General features: G+C 42.4%; 17 protein-coding genes and 1 tRNA gene. 16 read left to right on the forward strand and 2 right to left on the reverse strand.

The features are described from left to right. Nucleotides 1–7 precede the first annotated feature (7 nt). Complete coding sequence (locus tag AC1DO4_RS16180; RefSeq protein ID WP_477400531.1) at nt 8–541, reverse strand: YfiT family bacillithiol transferase; 534 nt, start codon at nt 539–541, stop codon at nt 8–10. Nucleotides 542–630: 89 nt separating this feature from the next. Between AC1DO4_RS16180 and AC1DO4_RS16185 the strand changes: the two genes are divergently transcribed. Continuing rightward, nucleotides 631–1,962, forward strand: coding sequence for an FAD-dependent oxidoreductase (locus tag AC1DO4_RS16185; protein ID WP_477417600.1), 1,332 nt, complete (start codon nt 631–633; stop codon nt 1,960–1,962). A 52-nt stretch (nt 1,963–2,014) separates the two neighbouring features. On the opposite strand, the gene AC1DO4_RS16190 is transcribed toward AC1DO4_RS16185, so the two are convergent. Beyond that, on the reverse strand, nt 2,015–2,530 hold the full coding sequence (locus AC1DO4_RS16190; RefSeq protein WP_477417602.1) for a GNAT family N-acetyltransferase: 516 nt from the start codon (nt 2,528–2,530) through the stop codon (nt 2,015–2,017). A 90-nt stretch (nt 2,531–2,620) separates the two neighbouring features. Between AC1DO4_RS16190 and AC1DO4_RS16195 the strand changes: the two genes are divergently transcribed. The 15 genes from AC1DO4_RS16195 to AC1DO4_RS16265 all read left to right on the forward strand — a co-directional run bounded on the left by AC1DO4_RS16195 (nt 2,621) and on the right by AC1DO4_RS16265 (nt 25,355). Continuing rightward, complete coding sequence (locus AC1DO4_RS16195) at nt 2,621–4,981, forward strand: S9 family peptidase (RefSeq protein ID WP_477417604.1); 2,361 nt, start codon at nt 2,621–2,623, stop codon at nt 4,979–4,981. 224 nt (nt 4,982–5,205) lie between these two features. Continuing rightward, on the forward strand, nt 5,206–5,715 hold the full coding sequence (locus AC1DO4_RS16200) for a hypothetical protein (RefSeq protein ID WP_477417606.1): 510 nt from the start codon (nt 5,206–5,208) through the stop codon (nt 5,713–5,715). Between the two features lie 126 nt (nt 5,716–5,841). Continuing rightward, nucleotides 5,842–6,306 (forward strand): ribosome assembly cofactor RimP, encoded by a 465-nt coding sequence (gene rimP / locus AC1DO4_RS16205; protein ID WP_477417608.1) that lies wholly within the window; start codon nt 5,842–5,844, stop codon nt 6,304–6,306. A 3-nt stretch (nt 6,307–6,309) separates the two neighbouring features. Further along, complete coding sequence (gene nusA, locus AC1DO4_RS16210) at nt 6,310–7,545, forward strand: transcription termination factor NusA (RefSeq protein ID WP_477417610.1); 1,236 nt, start codon at nt 6,310–6,312, stop codon at nt 7,543–7,545. A gap of 59 nt (nt 7,546–7,604) precedes the next feature. Then, a complete protein-coding gene (gene infB / locus AC1DO4_RS16215) occupies nt 7,605–10,670 on the forward strand; it encodes a translation initiation factor IF-2 (protein WP_477417612.1) in 3,066 nt (1,021 codons plus the stop codon). A 660-nt stretch (nt 10,671–11,330) separates the two neighbouring features. After that, nucleotides 11,331–12,077, forward strand: coding sequence for a hypothetical protein (locus AC1DO4_RS16220; protein ID WP_477417614.1), 747 nt, complete (start codon nt 11,331–11,333; stop codon nt 12,075–12,077). 112 nt (nt 12,078–12,189) lie between these two features. Then, nucleotides 12,190–14,967, forward strand: a complete 2,778-nt coding sequence (locus tag AC1DO4_RS16225; protein WP_477417616.1) for a carboxypeptidase-like regulatory domain-containing protein — start codon at nt 12,190–12,192, stop codon at nt 14,965–14,967. Between the two features lie 4 nt (nt 14,968–14,971). Continuing rightward, the gene (locus AC1DO4_RS16230; RefSeq protein ID WP_477417618.1) at nt 14,972–16,129 is read left to right on the forward strand and encodes a DUF4249 domain-containing protein; all 1,158 of its coding nucleotides are present in this window, start codon (nt 14,972–14,974) and stop codon (nt 16,127–16,129) included. Nucleotides 16,130–16,131: 2 nt separating this feature from the next. Continuing rightward, complete coding sequence (locus AC1DO4_RS16235; protein ID WP_477417620.1) at nt 16,132–17,292, forward strand: DUF4249 domain-containing protein; 1,161 nt, start codon at nt 16,132–16,134, stop codon at nt 17,290–17,292. A gap of 50 nt (nt 17,293–17,342) precedes the next feature. Then, nucleotides 17,343–18,515 (forward strand): DUF4249 domain-containing protein, encoded by a 1,173-nt coding sequence (locus AC1DO4_RS16240; RefSeq protein WP_477417623.1) that lies wholly within the window; start codon nt 17,343–17,345, stop codon nt 18,513–18,515. 78 nt (nt 18,516–18,593) lie between these two features. Beyond that, a complete protein-coding gene (locus AC1DO4_RS16245) occupies nt 18,594–20,978 on the forward strand; it encodes a hypothetical protein (RefSeq protein WP_477417625.1) in 2,385 nt (794 codons plus the stop codon). Nucleotides 20,979–21,183: 205 nt separating this feature from the next. Next, nucleotides 21,184–21,260 (forward strand) — tRNA-Asp (locus AC1DO4_RS16250). Between the two features lie 453 nt (nt 21,261–21,713). Beyond that, the gene (locus AC1DO4_RS16255) at nt 21,714–21,986 is read left to right on the forward strand and encodes a HupE/UreJ family protein (protein ID WP_477417643.1); all 273 of its coding nucleotides are present in this window, start codon (nt 21,714–21,716) and stop codon (nt 21,984–21,986) included. 32 nt (nt 21,987–22,018) lie between these two features. Next, on the forward strand, nt 22,019–22,258 hold the full coding sequence (locus AC1DO4_RS16260) for a HupE/UreJ family protein (RefSeq protein WP_477417627.1): 240 nt from the start codon (nt 22,019–22,021) through the stop codon (nt 22,256–22,258). A 529-nt stretch (nt 22,259–22,787) separates the two neighbouring features. Next, nucleotides 22,788–25,355 (forward strand): DUF7133 domain-containing protein, encoded by a 2,568-nt coding sequence (locus AC1DO4_RS16265; protein ID WP_477417629.1) that lies wholly within the window; start codon nt 22,788–22,790, stop codon nt 25,353–25,355. Nucleotides 25,356–25,478: the final 123 nt, after the last annotated feature.

Raw genomic sequence — 25,478 nt, forward strand, 5'->3', positions numbered from 1 at the left:
TTTGGCTTTAAGCTTTAACGAATTTCTTCACCGTTTCAGTAACATGCGCCAAATGATGATTACTGTGCCATGCATAAAGTGCAAGTCCTTTTTTAAGAGAAACAACATCGCCTGATGCCGGGTGTACAAAGGTGCGTTCCCATTCGTTTTCGGTAAAACTTTCAAACAGGGCTACCATATGAATGTGAATCCCTTCCAGTATTTTTAATGACGGTTCAACAGGCAGGCGATAATCTGGTAATAACGCCCAGTCGGCTTCCTCGTAGGGTTTTATTATAGGGTTGCTTTCGGTAAGCGCCAGTTTAAAACGGGTAATAGAGTTCATATGGCTATCGGCCAGGTGATGGATCACCTGCCTCAATGTCCAGCCTCCTGTGCGGTATGGGGTATCCAGTTCCTGGTAATTAAGACCGGCTATGGCATTGCGCAGTTTGCCGGGCAGTGTGCGCAGGTCATCAATCCATTCGCGTATGTTTTCATCGGTGTATGATGCCGGGGGAGCGAATTTCCCTATCGGGTATTTCATCTGTTCGTCTGTCATAAGCTTTAAAAAAAATTAAATTAGCTATAATTTTATAGTACCACAAGCTTTTAGTCTAAATTAGCGTTCTGTACGTGTTATTTATACCGATGATAAAAAAGCTGCTTTTAGTACTGTTACTATTAAAATGTTCATTTACATACGCTCAAACCATTAAAACCGACATTTTGGTAATTGGGGGCGGCCCCGGCGGTACCGCGGCAGCAATTCAGGGAGCGCGAAGCAAAATAAAAACCCTGCTTATTGAGCAGGGGCCGCAATTATGCCCGTCCATGGTTTCCCAAACTATGATAACGATTGCCGTCGGCCAGGATCTGCACTCAGGTATCTGGGGCGAATTTCGTAAAAGGGTAATGGCGTTTTATAAAGCAACACCCGGATACGATACCACCTATAGCGCCCCCCTCCGCTTTGAACCCTATACCGGGGCTGCTATCCTTAAAAAAATAGCCGACACCGTAAAAAACCTCAGCATAAAACTAAATGCACCTGTTACAGTCATTAAGAAAGATGGCGATGCCTGGCAGGTAACCATCAGCCAGGATGGCGCATCGCAGCTAATAAAAGCCAAAGTGATCGTTGATGCCAGTAAAGATGGAATAGCCACTCAGAAATTCAATCCAGACTTTAAAGTTTTTGAGCCCGTTGCCGGCAATTTTGAGGCAACAACATACCGTACCAGCATTGCGGCCGGTAATGATTTCGGGGGAGCGCGCGGCGATACCATGCTTTCCAAAAACAATTATCCTCAGTTGCCGGCTTACTGCATCCCGCTTAGCGCGATAGTGGCAAAAAGCGCCGACAATTTATTGATAACCGCCAAGCTTATTCCCGAAGATAATATACAATACCTGCCCAACTACCTTACAATAGGCCAGGGTGCCGGTGCAACTGCAGCCTTTTGCGCATTTTTCAAAACTACCACCCGCAAATTAAATGTGCGGGCTATACAGGGCGAGCTACTGGATTTTAAAGCATACCTAATGCCTTTTGCCGATATCAAACAAGACGATCCGTATTTCAGGTCTGTTCAACAGGTTGGGGCTACGGGCTTGTTAAAGGGAGTGCAAAACAGCAACAGCACAAGAATGTTTTTCGTGCCCGATTCGGCTGTTAATACTGCCGAAATTGAGCCTGTTTTGAATGAGATTTATTCACGTACTTTTTTATGGTTTAACAGGGAGAAACCTGCCACAAGGTTTACAGTGGGTAACCTGTTATCGCTTATCAGCGAGATAACCCTTGCAGATCCTAAAACATTGCAGACAAGTACGGCCAAAACCTGGAAAACGCAATATAAATTCACCGCTGATTTTGACATGAACCGCCCCGTAACCAGGCGTGAATTTGCCGTATTAGTAAATAAATTTTTAAACCCATTTGCACGAACGGTGGACATGGCCGGGCGATTGGTAAATTAAGGTTGTTTTAGGCTTTGCAATAAACAGCCAGAAGCTTTGTTTTGTCACTGGTTTAGCCCTTTACTATGCCATATACATGCTCATCCAAAACAACGCCTTTCTTAAAAATAGCATTCCTCAAAATTCCTTCTTTAACAAATCCGGCTTTTTCCAGTACCCGCATTGATTTGGGATTATTGCCAAGCACCCCGGCCTGCATCCTCACAATATCTAAATTGTTAAAACCGTAATCAACTACCAGTTTTAATACCTGGGGCATAATACCCCTGCCCCAATACGCTTCGCCAATCCAGTACCCCATCAATGGCGCTTTGCTGTAAATATCTTCCCTGAAATCAATCCCGATCACACCAACAACCTGATCGTCAACAGCAATAGCAAAATGAGTTTGAGGCTCTTCGGTCATTTTTAATTTGATGAAAGCGATAGCATCATCTACAGTATAAGGCGATGGAAACCGATCAAATAAAAAATCGCTGATATTGGTATTATCTGCATGTTTTTGCAGTGATGCCGCATCTCCTTCGCGTAACTGCCGTAATGTAAAACCCTGGCCGTGTAGTTCCATTTTGTAACAATAAGATGGTTAAAATTAGCAAACCAAACCTAAACTGTTAAATTGCATTCGCGTAATTATTACGCTGGATAAAGACCGACAATGAAAAAAATATTTACGCTGTTATTAATCGCAAACACTACAGCTGCAATTGCCCAAAAGCTTGATACGCTTACTATAGAAAAGATCATGCGCGACCCAAAATGGATTGGTGTATCGCCCTCAAATATCCACTGGAGCGATGACAGCAAAAAGGTTCTTTTTACCTGGAACCCTGATAAAGCAAGCACTGAAGGGCTATTTGCCAGTACTCCTGCTAACATTACGCCACAAAAAGTGAGTATTGCCAATCGGCGCAGCTTACCCGGTAATGGTAGCTGGAATAAAACACATACCCAAAAGGTTTTTGAAAAAAATGGCGACCTGTTTTTGGAAGATCTTAAATCGGGCAAAACAACACAGCTCACCCACACCGAACAGCGTGAGAGCTCGCCGGTTTTTAATGGCAATGAAAGCCGGGTAATATTTTCGCAAAGCAACAACCTGTTTGCCTTAAAACTTAACGGTACCGGGCTGGAACAGTTAACCAACTTTGTAAAAGTAAAAGGTAAAAAAAGCAAGGATGAGGTCAACGAACAGGAAAAATGGCTTAAAAAACAACAATTTGAATTGTTTGATATTATAAAAATCGAGAAAAAACAAGAAAAATATGATTCTGTAGAGAATGCTGCCATGGAGCCTAAACAATTAAAGGAATTGGTTTTTGGCGATAAAAGAGTTGGCAGGGTTAAGGCCAGCCCGGATGAACGGTTTGTAACCTATAGGCTAACCAAACCCGCAGAGGATGTTAAAAACGCGATAGTTCCTAACTATGTAACCGAATCGGGTTTTACAGAGGATATTCCCAACCGCTCCAAAGTAGGGCGGCCATCATCAACTTCCGAAACCTATATTTTCGACAAGCAACGCGATACGGTATACCGCATTATTACCAATGATATCCCCGGTATAAAAGACCTGCCCGATTATGTAAAGGATTACCCCAAAGAGCTTGAGGAACTTAAAAAGCAAAATGCCGACAGGCAGGTAACCATAGAAGGCCCTTTTTGGAGTGATAACAACGCAAATGCGGTTGTGATCATCTCTGCCCTGGATAATAAAGACCGCTGGATCATGCGCCTTGCCCCTTTAACCGGCAAACTAACCCTGTTAGACCGCCAGCGGGATGAAGCGTGGATTGGCGGGCCCGGTATAGACGACTCAGCAACGGGTAATGCAGGGTTTATTGACAATAATCACTTTTATTTCCAGAGTGAAGCCAGCGGCTACTCACACCTATATATAGTTGATGTAAACACAGCTGCCAAAAAGCAACTAACCAGCGGCAAATGGGAGGTACAAACCCTGCAATTGGCCAACGATAAAAAGAAGTTTTATTTTACGGCCAATATTGATCATCCCGGTGCAACCAGCTTTTACAGCATCCCGGTTAGTGGCGGCACTCCCACTAAAATAACCGGCATGAAAGGCGGTAATGATGTAACACTATCGCCCGATGAAAAATGGCTGGCTATCCGTTATTCGTACTCCAATAAGCCATGGGATCTGTATGTGCAGGCTAATAAGCCGGGTGCAAAAGCTGTGCAGGTAACTAATTCGGTAAGTGCCGAATATAAGTCGTACCCATGGCGGGATCCGGAGGTCATCACCTTCAAAAACCGCTATGGCAGCGATGTTTATGCACGGCTTTACCTGCCCAAAAAAGCCAATCCGGCCAAACCTGCTGTTGTATTTGTGCATGGTGCAGGTTATTTGCAGGAAGTAACTTATTCCTGGAGCTATTATTTCCGCGAGTTTATGTTCAACAATATGCTGGCCGATAATGGTTATGCCGTGATTGATATTGATTATACGGCAAGCGCCGGCTATGGGCGCGACTGGCGTACCGGCATCTATCGCCATATGGGCGGTAAAGATTTAACAGACCAGGTTGATGGTGTAAAATACCTGGTTGATAAATACGGTGTAAATCCTAAGCATGTTGGTTTGTACGGCGGATCGTACGGTGGTTTTATTACCCTGATGGGTATGTTTACCGAGCCCGACGTTTTCGCCGCGGGTGGAGCTATCCGTTCCGTTACCGATTGGGCGCATTATAACCACGAATACACATCCAACATTTTAAATGAACCATTTACAGATGAAACGGCTTACCGTAAAAGCTCCCCCATATATTTTGCCAATGGATTAAAGGGCAATTTGCTAATGCTGCACGGTATGATAGATCAGAATGTGAACTACCAGGATATCATCCGCCTGAGCCAAAAACTCATAGAGCTGCATAAAGAAAACTGGGAACTGGCTTCATACCCGGTAGAAGATCACGGCTTTGAACAAGCCAGCAGCTGGACGGATGAGTACAAGCGGATTTTTAAGTTGTTTGAGCAAACGCTGAAGAGATGATGAGAGACAAACAGGACAAGGGGCGAAACTCCAGACTTACGAAGTTTTTAAAACTTCGTAAGTCTATAAACGTAGATTGTCATTTCGATAGAGCGGCGGGGGACAGAGAGCGGGGGCGAAGGAGAAATCTTATACGCCCCGCATCACGATTAGCTTGTTGGAAAGCAGGGCGTATAAGATTCCTCCTCACCCCAGCGTGCAATCCCCCTGCGGGTTCGTTCGAAATGACAACGGGCTTAATTAATGAGCGGGTAAAAAAAGAAAACTCCAGGGCGGAGGAATCCGATAGATACAGGATAGTTTCATATAGTTTAAAAATAGTTTATATAACGATGGCGTTCTTGGCTACCGGCTGCTCTTCTTCTCAACCCAAAACTAACCAGATTAATATACACCTCACCCCCGATAAACATTCCATCAAAATAACCGGTATTGACTATGCCATAATGCAGGATATAAACCGTGATTCATTGGGTGGTAACTGGCAAAGCCTCGTGCCCGTTTATAAAATGCCCGCAGATACCGATATGAAAAACTATCAACCGGTTCAGCCGGGTAAGTATTTGGTAAAAGACAGCGCGGTTATGTTTACGCCGGACACACCATTTGCGGCACAACAAACCTATTTTGTGCGCTACTATAAATTTGATGCCACTAACAGTGCCTCAGATTATATCATGGGACACAACAAACTGGGGAATTTACACTATACAGATTTGATTTTTAAGCAATAAACTATCCTATGTGCTTGAAAAATTAATAATTTTGATTATATTTGCACTCAATGAATAAAAGAGGGGGCAATTATAGCCCCCTCTTTTATTTTATCAATTAAAAATTATCAATCAAAAAGGCGGGTAATGAACATTGAAAAAAGAGTACGGGAACTCGTAGAAGAAAAGATAGCCGATAAGCCGAATTTGTTTTTAGTGGATGTTAAAATGCATTCGAACGGAAAGCTCATCGTTTTGTTGGATGGCGATAATGGTGTAGGGATTGATGATTGTGTGGCAGTAAGCAGGCATGTGGGCTTCCATTTAGAGGAAGAGAACGTGATAGAAACCGCTTATAACCTTGAAGTATCATCGCCGGGGATTGATTTTCCACTATCATCGCCAAGGCAATATGCCAAAAACATGGGGCGTACTTTAGGCATTAAGATGGCCGATGGCACTAAACGTGAAGGTATTTTATCGGCATTAACCGAGGATGCCATTATAATTGAAGAAAAAATAAAAGAAAAAGGGAAAAAGGCCGAAACTGTTGAAAGCGTTATCCCTATTAATCAAATAACAGAAACAAAAGTTTTAATATCATTCAAGTAGAAAATGAGCAATATTAATTTAATTGATTCTTTTCAGGAATTTAAAGATTTCAAGAACATTGACCGCCCAACCATGATGAGCGTTTTGGAAGACGTTTTCAGAAGCATGATCAGGAAAAAATACGGCACCGATGAAAATTGCGACGTAATTGTTAACACCGATAATGGTGACTTAGAGATCTGGCGAACCCGTAAGGTTATGGAAGATGGGTTTAGTGAAGATGATGACCTGGAAGTTGAACTGGCAGAAGCAAAATTGTTTGATGCGGACCTGGAAGTGGGCGACGAGCAAATTGAGCAGATCACCCTGGAAAGCTTTGGCCGCCGTGCTATTTTAGCGGCACGCCAAACACTGGTTTCAAAAATTTTAGAACTGGAAAAAGACGAGATCTTTAAAAAATACAAAGATCGCGTTGGCGAAATTGTTACCGGAGAGGTTTACCAGGTTTGGAAAAAAGAAACCCTGGTGCTTGATGATGAAGGTAACGAATTGCTGCTTCCAAAAACGGAGCAGATCCCGGCCGACTACTTTAAAAAAGGCGATAGTGTAAAAGCTGTTGTTTATAAGGTAGATATGCTGAACAGCAACCCTAAGATCATTATTTCGCGTACCGCACCTGAGTTTTTACAGCGATTGTTTGAGCTTGAAGTACCCGAAATTTTCGACGGACTGATCACCATTAAAAAAATTGTGCGTGAGCCGGGCGAAAGAGCCAAGGTAGCGGTTGAATCATATGATGACCGTATAGATCCGGTTGGTGCCTGCGTGGGTATGAAAGGTTCACGTATACACGGCATCGTTCGGGAATTAAAAAATGAGAATATCGACGTGATTAACTTCACCAACAATATTCAGCTCTATATTCAGCGTGCATTGTCGCCTGCCAAAATCACATCTATTAAATTAGATGATGAGAAAAAAACAGCGGCTGTATACTTAAAACCCGACCAGGTATCTTTAGCGATCGGTCGCGGCGGGCATAACATTAAACTTGCCGGCAAGTTAACAGGCTATGAGATAGATGTTTACCGCGAGGCAGATGAGCATGACGAGGATGTGGATATCGAAGAATTCACAGATGAAATTGATAGCTGGATAATTGATGAATTTAAACGAATTGGTTTAGATACAGCAAAATCGGTATTGGCTTTAACTGTTGGCGAATTGGTAAAACGTACCGATCTGGAAGAGGAAACGGTAAAAGAAGTGCTATCAATATTGAATGCTGAGTTTGAATAAGCATAATAACCAAAATTAAAATCGTATTTTTGCGATAATTAGCAGAGAAAATATAATAAATGTCAGAAGACAAATCAATAAAATTAATTAAGGCAGTAAAAGAACTCAACATTGGTATGGGTACCATTGTCGATTTTTTGGCTACGAAAGGTTATAAGGTTGACAAGCAACCGATGGCCCAGCTAAATGGCGACATGTACAACGCATTGTTGAAGGAGTTTGCTGTTGATAAAAGCATCAAAGAGGAAGCCAAGCAGATCAGTATCGGAAAGATACGGAAAGAAGATCTTGCGCCGTTTCCTGAAAAGCCTGTGGAAAACCGCCGTTCAAGGGATTTTGAGAACGAAGAGATCCTGATCAAAAATACTGGTCAGTATACTTCACCCCAGGCAGAAAAACCAAAACCGGCTGAACCTGTTGCTCCCGAGAAAGTCGAGGATCGCGGCGATGTATTGCCTGGTGTTAAGGTAGTTGGTAAAATTGACCTTAATAACTTAAATGCGAGACCACAACCCGTTGCCGAAAAACCAGCAGTTGTTGAGCCTAAAGCAGAGGCGCCAAAGCCGGAAGCAGTAGTAGTTCCGGAACCAAAACCGGAACCGGAACCAAAAGTTGAGACACCAAAAGAGATAGTACCAGAAGCTCCTAAAGCAGAAGCACCCAAACCGGTTGTTCCCGAAACGCCAAAAGCCGAAGAGCCAAAAGTTGTGGCTGAGCAAGCTCCGGTTGTGCTGGTTGAACAAGCCCCTGTTATACAGGCTCCGGTTGCCGAAAAACCTGCCGAAACTCCCGCAGCTGAATCTGATGATGAAGTTATAAGAGCCAAGGCCGAAAGACTTACCGGTCCTAACATTATTGGTAAAATACAGTTGCCCGTTAACGCGCCAAAACGTAATCCTATAGCATCATCATCAAACGCCAACAGCGCAGCTGATCATAAACGCAAAAGAAAACGTAAAGATAGCCAGGGAAATCCGCAGCAAGGTGGCGGTGGCGGCAATCATCCGCATGGCCAGCAAGGCGGCGGAGGCGGTAGCCATCCTCCACATACACCATCTGGTGGTGGAACCATTAATCCAAACCGTCCGGATTTTAGGAACAGAACTAATGGCGCCCCGGGAAATGGTGGACCAAGCCAGGGTGGCGGTAATCGTCCCGATTTCAGGAACAGCCGTAATGCCCCTCAAAACACAGGCCCTAAGGAGGAACCATCTGAAAAAGATATACAAGACCAGATTAAAGCAACACTTGCCCGTTTAAGTGGTGCCGGAAAATCAGGGAAATTTGCACAACGGGCTAAGTTCCGTCGTCAAAAACGTGATGATGTTGCCGCTACTGCCGAAGAACTGGCAATGGAGCAGGAACTGCAATCAAAAGTACTAAAGGTTACCGAGTTTGTTACAGCGAATGAGCTGGCCAGCATGATGGATGTATCTGTAACCCAGATTATTTCAACATGTATGAGCCTGGGTATGTTCGTATCTATCAACCAAAGGCTTGATGCAGAAACTTTAACTATTGTGGCCGATGAATTTGGCTACCAGGTTGAGTTTGTGAAACCACAGGATGAAGAGGCCAACCTTGATCAGATTGATGATCCGGCCGACCTCGTTGCGCGTGCACCTATTGTTACCATTATGGGTCACGTGGATCATGGTAAAACATCATTGCTTGATTTTATCCGTAAAACAAACGTTATAGGCGGCGAAGCAGGGGGTATTACCCAGCACATTGGCGCCTATGAAGTAACATTGCCCGATAATAAAGGAAAAATAACATTCCTGGATACTCCGGGTCACGAGGCGTTTACCGCCATGCGTGCAAGGGGTGCACAGGTTACAGATATTGTAATTATAGTAATTGCCGCTGATGATAGCGTGATGCCGCAAACCCGCGAGGCCATAAACCACGCGCAGGCTGCAGGTGCACCAATTATCTTCGCTTTCAATAAAATTGACAGGCCGGGTGCCAATGCGGATAAGATCCGTGAGCAACTATCGGCTATGAACATTTTGGTTGAAGAGTGGGGTGGTAAATACCAGTCGCAGGAAATATCGGCTAAAACCGGTTTAAATGTCGAACTGCTATTAGAGAAAGTATTACTGGAGGCCGAAATATTAGAGCTTAAAGCCAATCCTAATAAACGTGCCGTAGGTACAGTTATTGAAGCCGCTTTGGATAAAGGCCGCGGTATTGTTACCACTATCCTGGTACAATCAGGACGTTTAAAAGTAGGTGACCCGATTTTAGCAGGCTGCTACAGTGGCCGTGTTAAGGCGTTAACCAACGAGCGTGGCCAAAGGGTTGAATCTGCAGGGCCGTCAACACCTGTACAGGTGTTGGGTATGCAGGGCGCGCCAACAGCCGGTGATAAGTTCAACGTATTGGAAAGCGAAGTGGAAGCACGTGAAATTGCCAACAAACGCCTGCAATTACAACGCGAACAAGGTTTACGTACACAGAAACATATTACGCTTGATGAAATCGGCCGTCGTTTGGCAGTTGGTAACTTTAAGGAACTTAACATTATTGTTAAGGGTGACGTGGATGGATCAATTGAAGCGTTGTCAGATTCATTGCTGAAACTATCTACCGAGCAGATACAGGTTAATATCATATCAAAAGCAGTAGGTCAGATCTCCGAATCAGACGTATTGCTGGCTTCTGCATCTGATGCCATCATCATCGGTTTCCAGGTTCGTCCGTCAGGAAGTGCCCGTAAACTGGCCGAGGCCGAGCAGATTGATATCAGGCTTTACTCTATCATCTATGATGCTATCAATGAGATAAAAGCCGCGATGGAAGGTATGCTTGCACCAACCTTTGAAGAGAAGATTGTTGCTAATGTTGAGATCCGCGAAACCTTCAAGATCAGCAAGGTGGGTACCATTGCAGGTTGTATGGTGCTCGACGGTAAAATTAACCGTAACAGCAAAATCCGCATAGTACGTGATGGTGTAGTAATTTACACCGGCGAGCTTGCTTCACTGAAACGCTTTAAAGATGATGTGAAAGAAGTATTAACCGGTTACGAGTGCGGTTTAAATATCCAAAACTTTAATAATATTGAAGTAGGCGACATTGTTGAAGCTTATGAAAATGTAGAAGTTAAGCGTAAGCTATAATACATACTTACTCACAAATACAAAGGGCCGATCTGTTGAAGATTGGCCCTTTTTTATTTGTGCGCCCGGCATGGGTTCAATCAAAGAATAAAATCCGAATGATTTTTGGCGGCGGGAAGCGTTAACCCAGGGCAATAGTATCGAGGGTCACGGCGAACCAGGAAGAATCGGCGCGGGCAACCTTTGGCCCGTCGAACAGGAAGTAGATGAGACGGTCGCGCCCGAATGTGCCCGCCGGGGAACGTAAAGCCCAAATACCTCGCTTTTTTAACAAATGGCTCCCTATTGTTTAACAAACGTTCCATATTATTATTTGTGTCCATAAATATTGGTGCATACTTTTGGCCAACCAAAAAAACTTTGATCTTACTAACCCAAAACTACCGTATGCTAAACCAGCACAAGCCCGATTGCAACTACCGCTATGAACGAAGGTTTGGCAAAGCGTTATTATTATTATTATTTGATAAAGAAACCTGAAACGTCCTATCGGGTACAACCTGCGGGCTATTTCGTCGAGATGAATATTCCTGCGTAATATTTACCTGGCACATCCAATTGTAACATAATCAATACATTATTGGTATAAGCAGGCCTTTTTAAACCGCTGGTTTGATTATTAATTAAAAGTAATGTACATTTCCTTTTTATAAAACCTAAATGATAAGCAAACCACTCCTGTGCTTTTTTATCGCTTGTATTTTTTTAAGTGACCGTGCCCGTGGCCAAATGGTAACTGACGATAGCCTTATGCAAAAAAATGCCATAGGCCATGTAGTTGATGTTTATAACTCCTCCATAGGCCAAATGTCTCGCCTGTATAATGGCCCCGAATACCAGCCTTACAACCCTTTGATAAAAGGCAATGCCTTTTTTTTAGATATAGATGCATTCAGGCAGGGCACAGTTACCTACGATGGTATATTTTACTCAAACGTACCCATGATGTATGATATTAACAAAGATGATGTTGTTGTTTTGTTATACAACGGATTTTCTAAATACAGCTTATTGAAATCAAGGGTGCAGCGTTTCGATCTGCTTGAACATCGTTTTGTATACCTGGCCGCCGATTCAACGAATACTGCGGCATCAATAAATACCGGATTTTATGATGAACTATACGGCGGGAATGTGCAGGCTTTAGTTAAATGGTCAAAAAGTATTCAAAGTACTTCTACGCAAACAACGCTCGAGACCTTTTTTACCGCGGCCTCCAGGGATTTTTTCCTTAAAAAAAATAATAACTACTACAGGATAGGTGGGCAAAGCGCTTTACTGAAAGTATTAAAGGATAAGAAAAAAGAACTGCAGCAATATATTAGGGCTAATAAAATTAAGTTTAAGGATGATCCTGAAAAGGCTATGCGTATGATAGCTGCCGAGTACGATCAATTATCAAAATAAAGCGCTCCTGTAAACAAAGTGTAATCAGCATACTGTAATTGCTTTTATGACCAGGTTTCCCATGTATAAAACCTTAACAGGTATAGTATAATGTGAAAATTAAAATATACCGATGAAAAAAATTTACTTTTTAAGTTTTTGCTTTTTGATTATGCTAAAAGCGGGGTATTGCCAGCAAGCAACGGTGCGGTTAATAAGCGTAAACTTTCAACAGGTTACTATTGAACCGTTTGTTACCGTGCTTGAGGCAAAAACCGGCTACCATTTTTACTACGAGCCAACAATGTTTGATAGCTTAAAGGTAACTTTGCAGTTAGATAATAAACCTGTGGAAACAGTGCTTGATACTGCTTTTAAAAACACTGATTTTCATTATGCAATTACTACCGATGGCGATGTGTTTCTTACAAGAGGGCGCGAGATACAACCCTCGCTTGCCGCCGGTTTCTTTGGCATTAAGGCCGCACCTGAAACCATAAAAAATAACATTACTATACCAGCAACAAATTTTGCCGATACAAAAGACAAGGTAATTCCTGAAGCTACTACAGAAAATAAGTTGTATGAAATCGGGATCAAGACAAATACCATCGGCAGCGGGAACGCCACGCTATCGGGCTATGTACGTGATAGCAAATCGGGCGAAGCCGTAGTAGGTGCCAGTATTTACGTTACCAATACCAAAACGGGGGTGGCCACAGATCAGTTTGGTTATTTTACGCTCGCGCTGCCAAAAGGAAGGCAAATTTTAAGCGTCAGGGGCTTAGGCATGCGCGACACCCGCCGCCAGATTGTGCTTTACTCAGATGGGAAACTGATCATTGAAATGAAGGAACAGGTAACCAGCTTAAAAGAGGTGAAGATATCGGCCGAGAAGGTAGCCAATGTGCGCAATGTACAATTAGGTGTAAACCGCCTTGATATCAAGAGCATTAAACAGGTGCCAACCGTTTTTGGCGAAGCCGACGTTTTAAGGGTGGTATTAACGCTGCCAGGTGTTCAGTCGGTGGGCGAAGCAACTACAGGCTTCAACGTACGCGGCGGTTCGGCAGATCAGAACCTTATTTTGATGAATGATGCCACCATTTATAACCCCTCACATTTCTTTGGTTTTTTCTCGTCATTTAACCCTGATATTGTAAAAGATATAGAGCTCTATAAAAGCAGTATTCCCGAAAAATTTGGCGGGCGTTTATCATCTGTGCTGGATGTTACCAATCGCGAGGGTAATAAAAAGAAGTTTACAGGATCGGCAGGGATTGGTTTAATTACCAGCCGGCTTAATGTAGAGGGTCCTATTTTTAAAGATAAAACCTCCTTTTCATTTGGCGGCCGTACCACTTACTCCGATTGGCTGCTAAAACTATTACCAGAAGCATACAAGCACAGCCAGGCCTCATTTTATGATTTAAACCTTGATATAAGCCACCAGGTAAATGATAAGAACAACATTTATGTATCAACCTACCTAAGCAAGGATAAATTTAAACTGAACAGCGATACTTCATACGGTTACAGCAACAGGAACGCCAATATTAAATGGAAGCATAACTTTAACGATAAACTGTTTAGCGTTATAGGTGCAGGTATCGACAGGTACCAATACAATATTGCCAGCTATGATAACCCGGTAAATGCTTACAAACTTAATTTTGATATTAATCAAACCAATTTTAAAGCCGATTTTACTTATTACCTCTATCGCAAAAACACCGTCAATTACGGGTTAAGCTCTATTTTTTATAAACTACACCCCGGCAATTACCAACCCAATAATCCAAAATCATTGGTGGCGCCGGATGTAATTCCAACCCAGCGCGCATTGGAGAGCGCATTATATCTTGGCGATAAATATGATTTTACCGAAGATTTGTCGGTAAGTGGCGGGGTACGCTATTCTTTATATAGTTTCCTGGGGCCGCAAACGGTATATAACTATGCGCCAAACCTGCCTAAAACAAGTTCAAATTTGTTAGATAGTACAAATTACGCCAGTGGTAAATTTATAAAAACTTATTCCGGCCCCGAGATCAGGCTTTCGGCACGCTATCAATTAGGCGATAATACATCTTTAAAAGGCGGTTACAATACGTTAAGGCAATACATACATTTATTATCCAATACTACCGCCATTGCGCCAACAGATGTATGGCAGTTGAGCGATCCAAACATTAAGCCGCAATACGGCGACCAGGTATCGCTGGGATTATACCACAACCTAAAATCAAACACCATTGAAACTTCTGTAGAGGTGTACTACAAACGCCTGAGAGATTACCTTGATTACCGCAGCGGGGCCAACCTGGTTTTAAACCATCATATTGAGAATGATGTTCTGGCCACCGAAGGCAAAGCATATGGCATTGAGTTTTTACTCAAGAAAACCACGGGTAAAGCTAACGGCTGGATAAGCTATACTTACTCGCGCACATTCTTAAGGCAAACCAACCCTAATGAAGGTGAATTGATTAATGGCGGTACATACTATCCGGCAAACTTTGATAAACCGCATGATTTTAATTTTATAGGTAATTACCGGTTTTCGCACAGGTTTAGTGTATCATTAAATGTAACCTATAGTACCGGCAGGCCTATAACATTGCCGATAGCTAAGTATGTATACGGCGGGTCGGAGCGTGTTTATTATTCTGACAGGAACCTATACCGCATACCAGATTATTTCCGGTCAGATTTTTCTATGAACATCGAGGGTAACCATAAGGTTCACCAGTTAACCCATAATTCGTTCACCATAGGGGTTTATAACCTTACCGGCAGGGCAAATGCCTACTCAACCTATTTCACAGAGCAAAGCGGTATAATAAGCGGCTATAAACTATCCATATTTGCCAAACCAATTCCGTTTATTAATTACAATATCAGGTTTTAAGCGTATGGGTATAAGGGTCAATTATATGGTTTATTTAGCATTGCTTACCGCAACAGCGGCCTGCCGTAAACCTTATGCCCCCAAACCTATATTAGCGCCCAACAGCTACCTGGTAGTTGAAGGTGTTATTGACAGTGGTACCGATTCAACAATTATAACTTTAAGCAAAACGGTAAACATAGCAGATAGCACCTCGCTTTTAATTGACCCCGGCGCAGATGTAGCAGTAGAAAGTAACGACGGAGCGAGCTATCCATTAAATAAATTTAAAGGACGCTATCTGGCTGTTGGCTTAAACCTCGACAAAACAAAAAAATACCGCCTGCATATAAAAACAGGGGGCAATGAATATGCATCTGACTTTGTACCAGTAAAGCCTACCCCCCCAATTGATAGCATAACCTATAAAATAACCAGCAAGGGCCTGCAGATCAATTCCAATACACATGATGCCACCAATGGCACACGGTATTACCGATGGGCTTATGAGGAAGCCTGGAAGTTTCATTCAGAAATAAATTCGGGCCTCATAGTAAAAAACGGGAAGATAACCGCCAGAGCCGCTAATGAGATGTATTATTACTGCTATACCGGCGATAGGTCGAGCAATATAGTTTTGGCGTCATCAGAAAAATTGTTGCAGGATGTAATATTCCAAAACCCTGTTATATTAATACCGTCAAATTCAAAAAAACTGGTGATTAAATACAGTATACGATTAAAGCAGTATGCCCTAACCAAAGAGGCATATGAGTTTTGGCAAAACCTTCGGAAAAACACCGAGCAGCTTGGCAGTATATTCGATGCGCAGCCATCGCAACTAATTGGCAATGTTCATAATATCACCAATATTAACGAACCTGTTATTGGTTACGTAAGCGTAACCAACATGCAAAGTAAAAGAATATTTATTTCAAACAATGTTTTACCTGATACATGGAATGCCGGTATTGGGGGTTGCGAAAACAAGGTTTATTTATTTGCAAACCCCAATACCCACCAAGATGAGGTTTTGCTTTATATTATCAACGGAACTTTAGTACCAACGGAAACTGTATTAGATGACATGGGGGCACCAATAGGTTATAAGGCCTCAACCGTTGAATGTACCGACTGCAGGGTAAGGGGACACCTTGAAGCACCAGATTTTTGGGAATTATAATTATGCTAAAGAATAAATACATATGGTGTTTTATAATACTGGGCAGTATGATTGCCAGTTGCAGAAAGCCGTATAACCCGCCCGCAATAGTGGCACCCAACAGTTATCTTGTGGTTGAGGGCGTTATAAACAGCGGTGCCGATTCAACAATTATAACTTTAAGCAAAACGGTAAACATAGCAGATAACGTCTCATCGGCCTTTGAAACAAATGCGCGGGTAGCAGTAGAAGGTGAAGACGGTATAAACTATCCATTGCAGGAATTTAAAGCCGGGCACTACGTGGCCGTTGCCCTGAATCTTGATAAAACCAAAAAATACCGGCTGTATATTAAAACAGCAGGCATCAATGAATACGCATCTGATTATGTTGCTGTAAAGCCCACCCCTCCTATCGACAGCATTACTTATAAAATAACCGGTAAAGGATTGCAGATTAATGTAAATGCTCATGACGCCGCCAACGTTACGCGATATTACCGATGGGCCTATGAAGAAGCCTGGAAATTTCATGCCCGCTATAATTCTGGCCTGGTAGTTAAGAACGGCGAAATAGTACCGCGACGAGAAGATGAGATGGTTTATTATTGTTACAGGGGCGATAAATCGAGCAATATCGTTTTGGCATCATCAGAAAAACTAACACAGGATGTAATATTTGATCATCCGATTATACTGATTCCGCCTTCGTCAGAAAAACTGGTTATAAAATATAGCATACTATTAAAGCAATATGCCCTTACAAAAGAAGCTTATGAGTTTTGGGAAAACATAAGGAAAAATACCGAACAGCTTGGCAGCATTTTCGATGCGCAGCCATCACAATTAAAAGGAAATATTCATGGTATTACCAACCCAACCGAAACGGTTATTGGTTATGTGAGTGTATCAACCGTGCAAACCAAGAGAATTTTTATTGATAACAACCTTTTTCCGAATACATGGTATGTGCCTGATGATGGTAGGTGTGAAAAAAATGCATACCGTTTAGATAATGACGGTGAAAACGATGTAGACCTTTTTATTATTAAAGGAGGCCTTATTCCAATTGCCTCCATAATAAGCCCTTTTACCGGGAAAATCGTGGCTTATGAGGCATCGACCGTTGAATGTACCGACTGTAGATTAAAAGGAACAGTAAATATCCCCGATTTTTGGCAATAATGACGATTATAAGTAAAGGCCCTATCCCTTTGGGGAGTAATTTTATGAAAATGATGAAGCTTAGATATATATGGTATTTGATAATGATAGGTGCTGTTGCCGGCTGCAAGAAGCCATATAACCCCACTATTGTTAGCAGTCCTAATCATTACCTTGTTGTGGAAGGCGTAATAAATACAGGCAGCGATCCTACTGTTATCAGCATTAGCCAAACGGTTAACGTAGGCGAGAGTGTACAAAGCTCACCGCAGGTTGGTTATACCGTTACCATACAGGATGAGGCCGGCAACCCGGTGACAGAACTGTTTTCGCCATTAAATAACGGTAAATATTCTTCAACCGGCGCAGTAAATCTTGATCCATCAAAAAAATACCGCCTGCATATAGCTAACACACAGAAAGTATACGAATCTGATTATATCGCCGTAAAAAACACGCCTGCTATTGATAGTATTGGGTTTGTACCTAAAGGCAATAACCTAAATCTGTACGTTAACACGCATGATGCCACCAACAACACCCGTTATTACCGCTGGGACTATGAGGAAACATGGAGGTTTCATGCAAAGTATCAATCTGGTCTTATTGTTGATCCGGCTACTAAAGCAATCCGGAACAGGAAGGAATCTGAAGATTCATACTATTGTTTTACGGGTGATGCTTCAAGTAATATCCTGATTGGTTCAACTGCTAAGTTGGTATCTGATGTAGTATTCCAGGCACCAATAACAACCATTCCATCTACTGCCGAGAAAATATCTGTACGGTATTCTATTTTATTAAAACAATACGCCTTAACAAAGGAGGCGTATGCATTTTGGGAAAATATCAGGAAAAATACCGAGCAGCTGGGTAGTATTTTTGATGCACAGCCCTCACAGCTGCAAGGAAATATCCATTGTGTAACCGATCCTAAAGAACCGGTTATAGGTTATATTAGCATTACCAATGTGCAGCAAAAAAGGATCTATATTAATAACAACCAGTTACCTATAGAATGGTATCCTGTGTACCCTTATAGTTGCTCTGCCGATACCGCCTTGATTTTCAATCCCAAAAACATGCAGCATGAGGTTCAAAGTATTATAATTGAAGGTGGAGCTATTCCTATTTCGCCAATTGTACAAATGAATAACATTATAGGATATATATATTCATCATTAGAATGTGCCGATTGCAGAATAAGGGGACAATCTCTGCCGCCGCCGTTCTGGCAACCATGATACAGGCATTAACAAAAAACAACGGTGACGTATGATAATACATCCCGCATTAAAATATTAAGAAACCAGGCTTTGGCTATGAAAAAACTTAAAAGAGTTGCTAAAATTATAGTTTTATCAATTGGGGGGCTGCTGTTTTGGCAAGCAACTTGTTTTGCACAGACAATTGATGAGATAAGGAACAGCTTTACCCAATATCAGCAGTCAACAGTACAGGAAAAAGTTTTTGTACATACTGATAAAAGTGTCTACCTGCCGGGGGAAATTATCTGGTTTAAGATTTACGCTGTTGATGCTGCCTTCCACAAGCTCTTTAATCTGAGCAAGGTAGTTTACGTTGATGTGATAGATAATGGCCACAACGCTGTTATACAGGCTAAAATTGCCATAAAAAATGGCACAGGTAACGGATCATTATATATCCCGGTGTCTGTAAGCAATGGCAATTACAAATTGAGGGCCTATACCAACTGGATGAAAAACTTTAGTCCCGATTATTATTTTGAAAAAAACATCACAATAGTAAACCCACTAAAATCACCTGATGCCCCGGCTAAGGAAACTGCCGCTGTTTACGATGTTCAATTTTTTCCGGAAGGAGGCAACCTTGTAGCCGGCATAGCCAGTAAAGTAGCTTTTAAAGTTACCACACCCAGGGGAGACGGTCTTGCTGTATACCGGGGAGCTGTTATCAATCAGCATAATGATACGGTGTGCCGCTTCCAGCCATTAAAATTTGGTATAGGCAGTTTTATGTTTACGCCCGTTGCCAATAATACATATAAGGGAATAATTAAAACCAGTTCGGGTATTTCTGTTACTAAAGAATTGCCCGGGGTTAACAGCCGGGGGTATGTAATGCAATTAAAAGATAATGGATCTACTTTAGAGGTCACTGTAAATAGCAACGCCGGTGGTAATGAGGTATTCCTTTTTGTACATACAAGGCAATTTCTGAAAGTGGCAGAAAGTGCCCCGCTTAATTCCGGAGCGGCCCGTTTTAGCATTGACAAAAGTAAATTGGGCGATGGGGTATCGCATATTACCATTTTTAACAATGCCAAACAGCCCGTTTGTGAAAGGCTGTATTTTAAGCGCCCAAAACAACAGCTGCTGATAAACGCCACTACCGATCAACCCCAATACTCCACACGTAAAAAAGTAAGTATTAATATAGAAGCAAAAAGTACAACAGGTGCTGCAATTCCGGCAAACTTGTCGCTGTCTGTTTACCGTATTGATTCATTACAGCACCTGGATACGGATGATATATTTAGCTACCTGTGGCTGCGGTCAGATCTTCGGGGAAACATTGAAACGCCCGGTTATTATTTTAAAAACACCAATGGCGAAGCCGACGCGGCTATAGACAACCTGATGCTTTCACAAGGCTGGCGCAGGTTTCAATGGAACAATATATTAAACAATACCCGCCCGGCGTTTACTTTTTTACCGGAGTATAATGACCACCTTATAACCGCCAAAATAACAAGTACTATAACAGGCAACCCCGCAAAAGATGTAGTGACTTATTTAAGTGTGCCGGGCAAAAGAGTACAGTTATATGTTTCAAAAAGCGACTCATCAGGCAGGTTGGTATTCAATACAAAACAATTATTTGGCCCGGGTGAAGTTGTAGCTCAAACAAATTCCGAGAGGGATTCTACGTTCCGGATAGATGTTTTAAGCCCTTTCTCTGAACAGTATAGCAAATATGACTGGCCAAAGTATGGCTTATCACCGGACATAAAAAAAGCATTGGAAGAACATAGCCTGGCCATGCAGGTACAAAATGTATATGCCGGGAATAAAATAAAACGCTTTTATGATCCGGGGGTTGATAGTGCCGGTTTTTATGCCCGGCCTTACAAAACATACCTTTTAGATAACTATACCCGCTTTACCACTATGGAAGAGGTATTGCGCGAATATGTAAGAGAAGACAATATTGTACGCTCCAGGGGCAGATATCATATAAAAGTTTTAAATGAAAATGGATTTTTAGATGGTGATCCCCTTGTTTTACTGGACGATGTGCCGGTATTTAATATCGATAAAGTAATGGCTATTGATCCGTTAAAGGTTAGAAAGCTTGAGGTTATAAGAGATCGCTATTTTTATGGCCCATCTGTAAACGAAGGTGTATTTAGCTTTACAACCTACAAAGGTGATCTTGGCGGCGTTGAAATGGACCCTCATGCCGTAGTGCTTGATTATGAAGGAATGCAGTTGAAGCGGGAGTTTTACACTTCCGTTTATGACACCGAAAAAGCGGAAAAAAGCCGGGTACCCGATTTTAGGAATCTGCTGTTTTGGTCGCCCGATGTTTATACGAGCCAAGCTGGCAAAGGCTTTGTATCATTTTATACATCCGATCAAAAAGGTAGATATGTGGGCTCAATACAGGGGATAAACGATAATGGCAACACCGGAAGCCAGTATTTCAGCTTTGAAGTAAAATGAAAAAATATTTTTTGGATGGTTTAGAAGTAGCCCCGATTGTAAATCAGATTCTTTTTGTTTTGATATAGAGCACCTTATATAGATGCAAAAAATAATCAAATACTATTTTGAAGCCATAAACGGTAAGGCAAAACATACAAAACCAATTTTTTTGAAAAAAGGACTTGTGTAATACAAAATGGTGCGTATATTTGCACACCCAAACGGAGTGGTAGTTCAGCTGGTTAGAATACATGCCTGTCACGCATGGGGTCGCGGGTTCGAATCCCGTCCATTCCGCCAAAAGGGTGTCAAAACCCATCGAAAGCGCTTAAATCAATGATTTAGGCGCTTTTTTTTGCCATAAACTCCCGTTTCATACCAAAGAAAAGGAGGATCAGTCAGAAAAGTTCCCTCTACGATTTGGCTGTCAGAAAAGCGATAAAGTTTATAGCACCTACGGCGATTGGTTTACCTTTAGATCAACAGAATCTTATGGGGAACAAAGATGAATGAATTATGTGCTGTCAAAGTAACTATCACTGTAACGGTATTCAGAAGCGGCGTACTAGGATTGGTTATTGGCTTTTGCTTTTTCACCCAACAAATTCACCATTGCTAAAACGCGGTAAGTATTGAACTGACCACCCTCTGCTTTAACGGTATTGCGACTGATGGCATTGGCACGTTACCTGCCTCAGCACATTTAAAAAACGGTGAATTAGCCCAGCTATTAAAATCAAGCGCAGCGCTTACATATCTTGCCGAGGGTTTCCTGCATATTGTGCCTTACGTTACGGTTATGACCATATTCTGTTTTTACTTAGTTTGTTTTTACTGAGCCCAAAGTTGAAACCTATACTCTGGCAGGCTACGGCTTTTACCATTGCGCATTCCATTACGCTTGGGCTGGCCATGCATCACGTTATTACGCCTTCTTTAAATATTGCGGAGCCGGTTATCGCATTATCTATTTTATACGTAACCCTGGAGAATATTTATTCTCCCAACTCCGCACATCGCGAATAGGTATTGTATTTCTGTTTGGTTTGGTTCATGGTATGGGTTTTGCCGGCGCATTAAGCCATTTAGGTTTACCGAAAGACCATTATTTTACCTGCTTGATCATGTTCAACATTGGTGTGGAATTAGGTCAAATCACCGCTATGCTTTCAGCTTACTTTTTAATTGCCCGCTGGTTCAGCAAGAAGCATTATTTCCGCAAAAAGATTGTAATCCCTTTATCGGCCTTGATTGCCATTATTGCATTTTGCGGGACTATACAACGGTTATTTTTCTGATTTCCGCGTCATCGGCGCACGGATCACTCCGTTGTAAAGTACTTGAGCTGCAATCCCAGGTTGGTCTCCTCCATTCCACTAAATACATTTTAACAATTTTCCAAAGTATTGTTGCTTCCTTTGTCGAAAAAGTTTAAGAACCCTAAAAGCGGCTGTAGGCTCCTACACCTGTCTGCGAATAGAGATGTACCACTGATCAAAATCCGGCCCTGAGGTATTGAGAGATCTTTAAACTAAGGGTTAAAATTGATTTGGGCAACTAAGTTATTTTTTTGCGAACTGACCCGATGGGGGGGGGGTATATTGTCAAAAAGTAGGGGATTAAATGATAAAGATTGAAATAAATGCAACTATCATTAAATGAAACACATAAATTTAGCCGTTTGATAGTGTAATAATTATCCATAAACTCAAACCACTTATGCTAAAATTTTCCTTCACCCTGTTTTTTGTTATAGTCTTTTCAGGTATTTTCAGGTACCTTACTGGTGCTTTTTTTCAAGGAAGTCAACCTCAAATTACTCCTTCTGTGTTAATTCAAAAGCAAGCCTTAGGTACTGCGCACAAAGATTCTTTGCGTTGGCCGGATGGATTAACGGTTACCACATTTGCAGGCCCCGAGCTTACGCCAAGCCCCGCCTGCATTGCGACAGCGCCAACAGGCGAGGTATTTGTTGGTGTTGATATGATGGGTTCGTTGGGTAAAACTCCTGGAAAAGGAAAAATCATCAGACTTGTAGACACTGATAATGACGGTAAAATAGACAAGCATACAGAATTTGCCGAAGTTGATGATCCCCGCGGTATCCTCGTTATGGGCGACCAGGTTTTTGTAATGCACACCGTATTCTCTAAAGAATCGGGTAAGGCAAGTGGAATGAACCTGGAAGTTTTTACAGACAAAGACCAGAACGGCATTGCTGACGGACCTCCAAAACCCCTTATTGAACACATAAGCAATGCGCACATGCTGGCTGAAAGAGGTACAGACCATGCCACCAATGGAATACGAATGGGCATTGACGGCTGGATATATATTGCTGTTGGTGACTTTGGATTTCATGATGCTGTTGACCGCAGCGGCAAAAAACTAACCATGCTGGGTGGTGGTATAGTTAGAGTGCGGCCAGATGGAACTGAGATGGAGATTTACACGCATGGAACCAGGAACATTTACGACGTTGCCATTGACCCCTACATGAACATTTTCACAAGGGACAATACCAATGATGGCGGTGGATGGAACATACGTTTTTCTCACCACATACAATCGGGCGAATATGGGTACCCTTTGTTGTTTCAGCACTTTACGGATGAGATTTTACCGGCCCTTGTAGATTTAGGGGGAGGATCGGGCACAGGCTCTTTGTTTATGGACGAGCCCACCTGGCCGGAAAAATATAACCGCGTACCAATGACAGCCGACTGGGGAAGAAGCGAACTTTATATTAACCGCATAAAACCGGATGGCGCCAGCTTTCAGCAAAAAGAAGAAGAGTTTATTCAATTGCCGCAAATTACAGATCTTGATGTAGATGGGTCTGGAAGACTTTACCTCTCGGCATGGGATGGCGCTGGTTACTCTGGCGATCCCGCTAAAGGCTATGTTGTGAGGGCTGTGCCCAAAAACTGGACGTATAAAGCATTCCCCGATCTTAATGCTGCTTCATCAGGCGATCTGGCAAACTTACTTAAATCGGCAAGCGCTGTAACCAGGTTAAGCGCGTCTCAGAAACTCATTACCCGGCCTGTTGAAGAGAGCAGCAACCTGTCGCTTGCAATTGCAAATGATGCAAGCCTGCCCTTATATGCCCGGGTAGCGGGTATTTACACCTATGCCCAGGCGGCCCGTGAAAACGGGATACCAGCGCTGGTACAGCTTTCTAAAAACGAAGAGTTAAAGGAATTTGCCTTAAGGGCGCTGGCCGACAGAAAGTCCGGCATCCAAAACGTACCCATCGAGCCGTTTTTAGCCGGCTTAAAGGATCCTTCCGAACGGGTTCAGGCCGCAGCTATTGTAGGCCTGGGCCGCCTCGGCAAAATAGCTGCAGCGCCACAATTATTAGCAACCCATGTTCCGGCTACATTTGCGGCGCCGGGCAAAAATGAGGAAGGCCCTCATGCCAAACCTAATTCTGCAATTATACCGGCACACCTGGCTGTAAAAGCCCTCGTAAGTATGAATGCGGTTAATGATTGCGTTAACGCAATCGGAACCGAAAATTCGACCCTTGCACTATGGGCTTTAAGATATATGTATGATACCAAAGCTGTTGATGGTTTAATTGCCTCCTATTCAAAAGTTAAGGATGAAAAAATAAAAAAGCAAATACTGGTAACGCTATCACGGCTTTACAAAAAAGAAGACGCTTATGATGCTTCATGGTGGTGGGGCACGAGGCCGGATTCGCACGGACCGGTTTATAAAGGCGTTACGTGGGAAGGCTCGTCACGGATTGAGAAGTTTTTAAAAACCGAATGGGCAAAACCAGCTCCCAACAGGAAACAACTTTTTGCCGATTTAAATGCCCGCCATCAAATGGGCATCACGGTTTTTGGCGGTGAAGAGAAAAGTGTTGCCACCAAAGAAGTTAAGATAGACCTGGCAAAGATCAGGAACAGGAAAGGGCAAATAGGAAAAACTTCCATAGAGGATGTGATGCTGATGATTGCAAAAATAAAGGGAGACCCTTTAAAGGGAAAAGCTCTTTTTGCCCGCCAGGGCTGCATAGCCTGTCATAACCTTACCAGGAGTGAAAAACCCAAAGGGCCGTTTATGGGGCAAATTGGTTCCATCATGACACGGCAGCAAATTGCAGAGTCGGTTCTTAAACCTAATGCGTCAATTTCTCAAGGCTTTGCCACTGTTATGATATCCGCAAAAGGGAACAAAAGTTATATGGGATTTATTACCGCGGAGTCGGCGCAAAAAATAGTAATGCGAAATATTATTGGTGAAGTTTTTACGATTAAAGCTGCTGACGTAATTAGCCGCAAAGAATTAAAAACATCCATGATGCCCACCGGCCTTGCCAATGCGTTATCGTACGATGAGTTTGCCTCTCTTATCACTTTTCTTTCGCAACAAAAAAATTAAGTACAATGAGCAATCCTTGCCTTAATGAACAAAATTAATAGGCCCCCGAAAATATATTTAGTTAAGTTCAAAAAAATGGACAATAATTGGTATTAAAGAATAGAATTATTCAAAAAAATCGAG

The sequence above is a fragment of the Mucilaginibacter sp. P5_A6 genome (genome assembly GCF_056400585.1).

Excerpts from the sequence above, each read along its gene's own strand:
- AC1DO4_RS16190 (WP_477417602.1), bottom strand. The coding sequence starts at position 2,530 with ATGGAACTACACGGCCAGGGTTTTACATTACGGCAGTTACGCGAAGGA.
- AC1DO4_RS16245 (WP_477417625.1), top strand. The coding sequence starts at position 18,594 with ATGAAAAAACTTAAAAGAGTTGCTAAAATTATAGTTTTATCAATTGGG.
- rimP (WP_477417608.1), top strand. The coding sequence starts at position 5,842 with ATGAACATTGAAAAAAGAGTACGGGAACTCGTAGAAGAAAAGATAGCC.
- nusA (WP_477417610.1), top strand. The coding sequence starts at position 6,310 with ATGAGCAATATTAATTTAATTGATTCTTTTCAGGAATTTAAAGATTTC.
- AC1DO4_RS16260 (WP_477417627.1), top strand. The coding sequence starts at position 22,019 with ATGGGTTTTGCCGGCGCATTAAGCCATTTAGGTTTACCGAAAGACCAT.
- AC1DO4_RS16220 (WP_477417614.1), top strand. The coding sequence starts at position 11,331 with ATGATAAGCAAACCACTCCTGTGCTTTTTTATCGCTTGTATTTTTTTA.
- infB (WP_477417612.1), top strand. The coding sequence starts at position 7,605 with ATGTCAGAAGACAAATCAATAAAATTAATTAAGGCAGTAAAAGAACTC.
- AC1DO4_RS16225 (WP_477417616.1), top strand. The coding sequence starts at position 12,190 with ATGAAAAAAATTTACTTTTTAAGTTTTTGCTTTTTGATTATGCTAAAA.
- AC1DO4_RS16180 (WP_477400531.1), bottom strand. The coding sequence starts at position 541 with ATGACAGACGAACAGATGAAATACCCGATAGGGAAATTCGCTCCCCCG.
- AC1DO4_RS16230 (WP_477417618.1), top strand. The coding sequence starts at position 14,972 with ATGGGTATAAGGGTCAATTATATGGTTTATTTAGCATTGCTTACCGCA.
- AC1DO4_RS16195 (WP_477417604.1), top strand. The coding sequence starts at position 2,621 with ATGAAAAAAATATTTACGCTGTTATTAATCGCAAACACTACAGCTGCA.
- AC1DO4_RS16240 (WP_477417623.1), top strand. The coding sequence starts at position 17,343 with ATGATGAAGCTTAGATATATATGGTATTTGATAATGATAGGTGCTGTT.
- AC1DO4_RS16185 (WP_477417600.1), top strand. The coding sequence starts at position 631 with ATGATAAAAAAGCTGCTTTTAGTACTGTTACTATTAAAATGTTCATTT.
- AC1DO4_RS16235 (WP_477417620.1), top strand. The coding sequence starts at position 16,132 with ATGCTAAAGAATAAATACATATGGTGTTTTATAATACTGGGCAGTATG.
- AC1DO4_RS16200 (WP_477417606.1), top strand. The coding sequence starts at position 5,206 with ATGACAACGGGCTTAATTAATGAGCGGGTAAAAAAAGAAAACTCCAGG.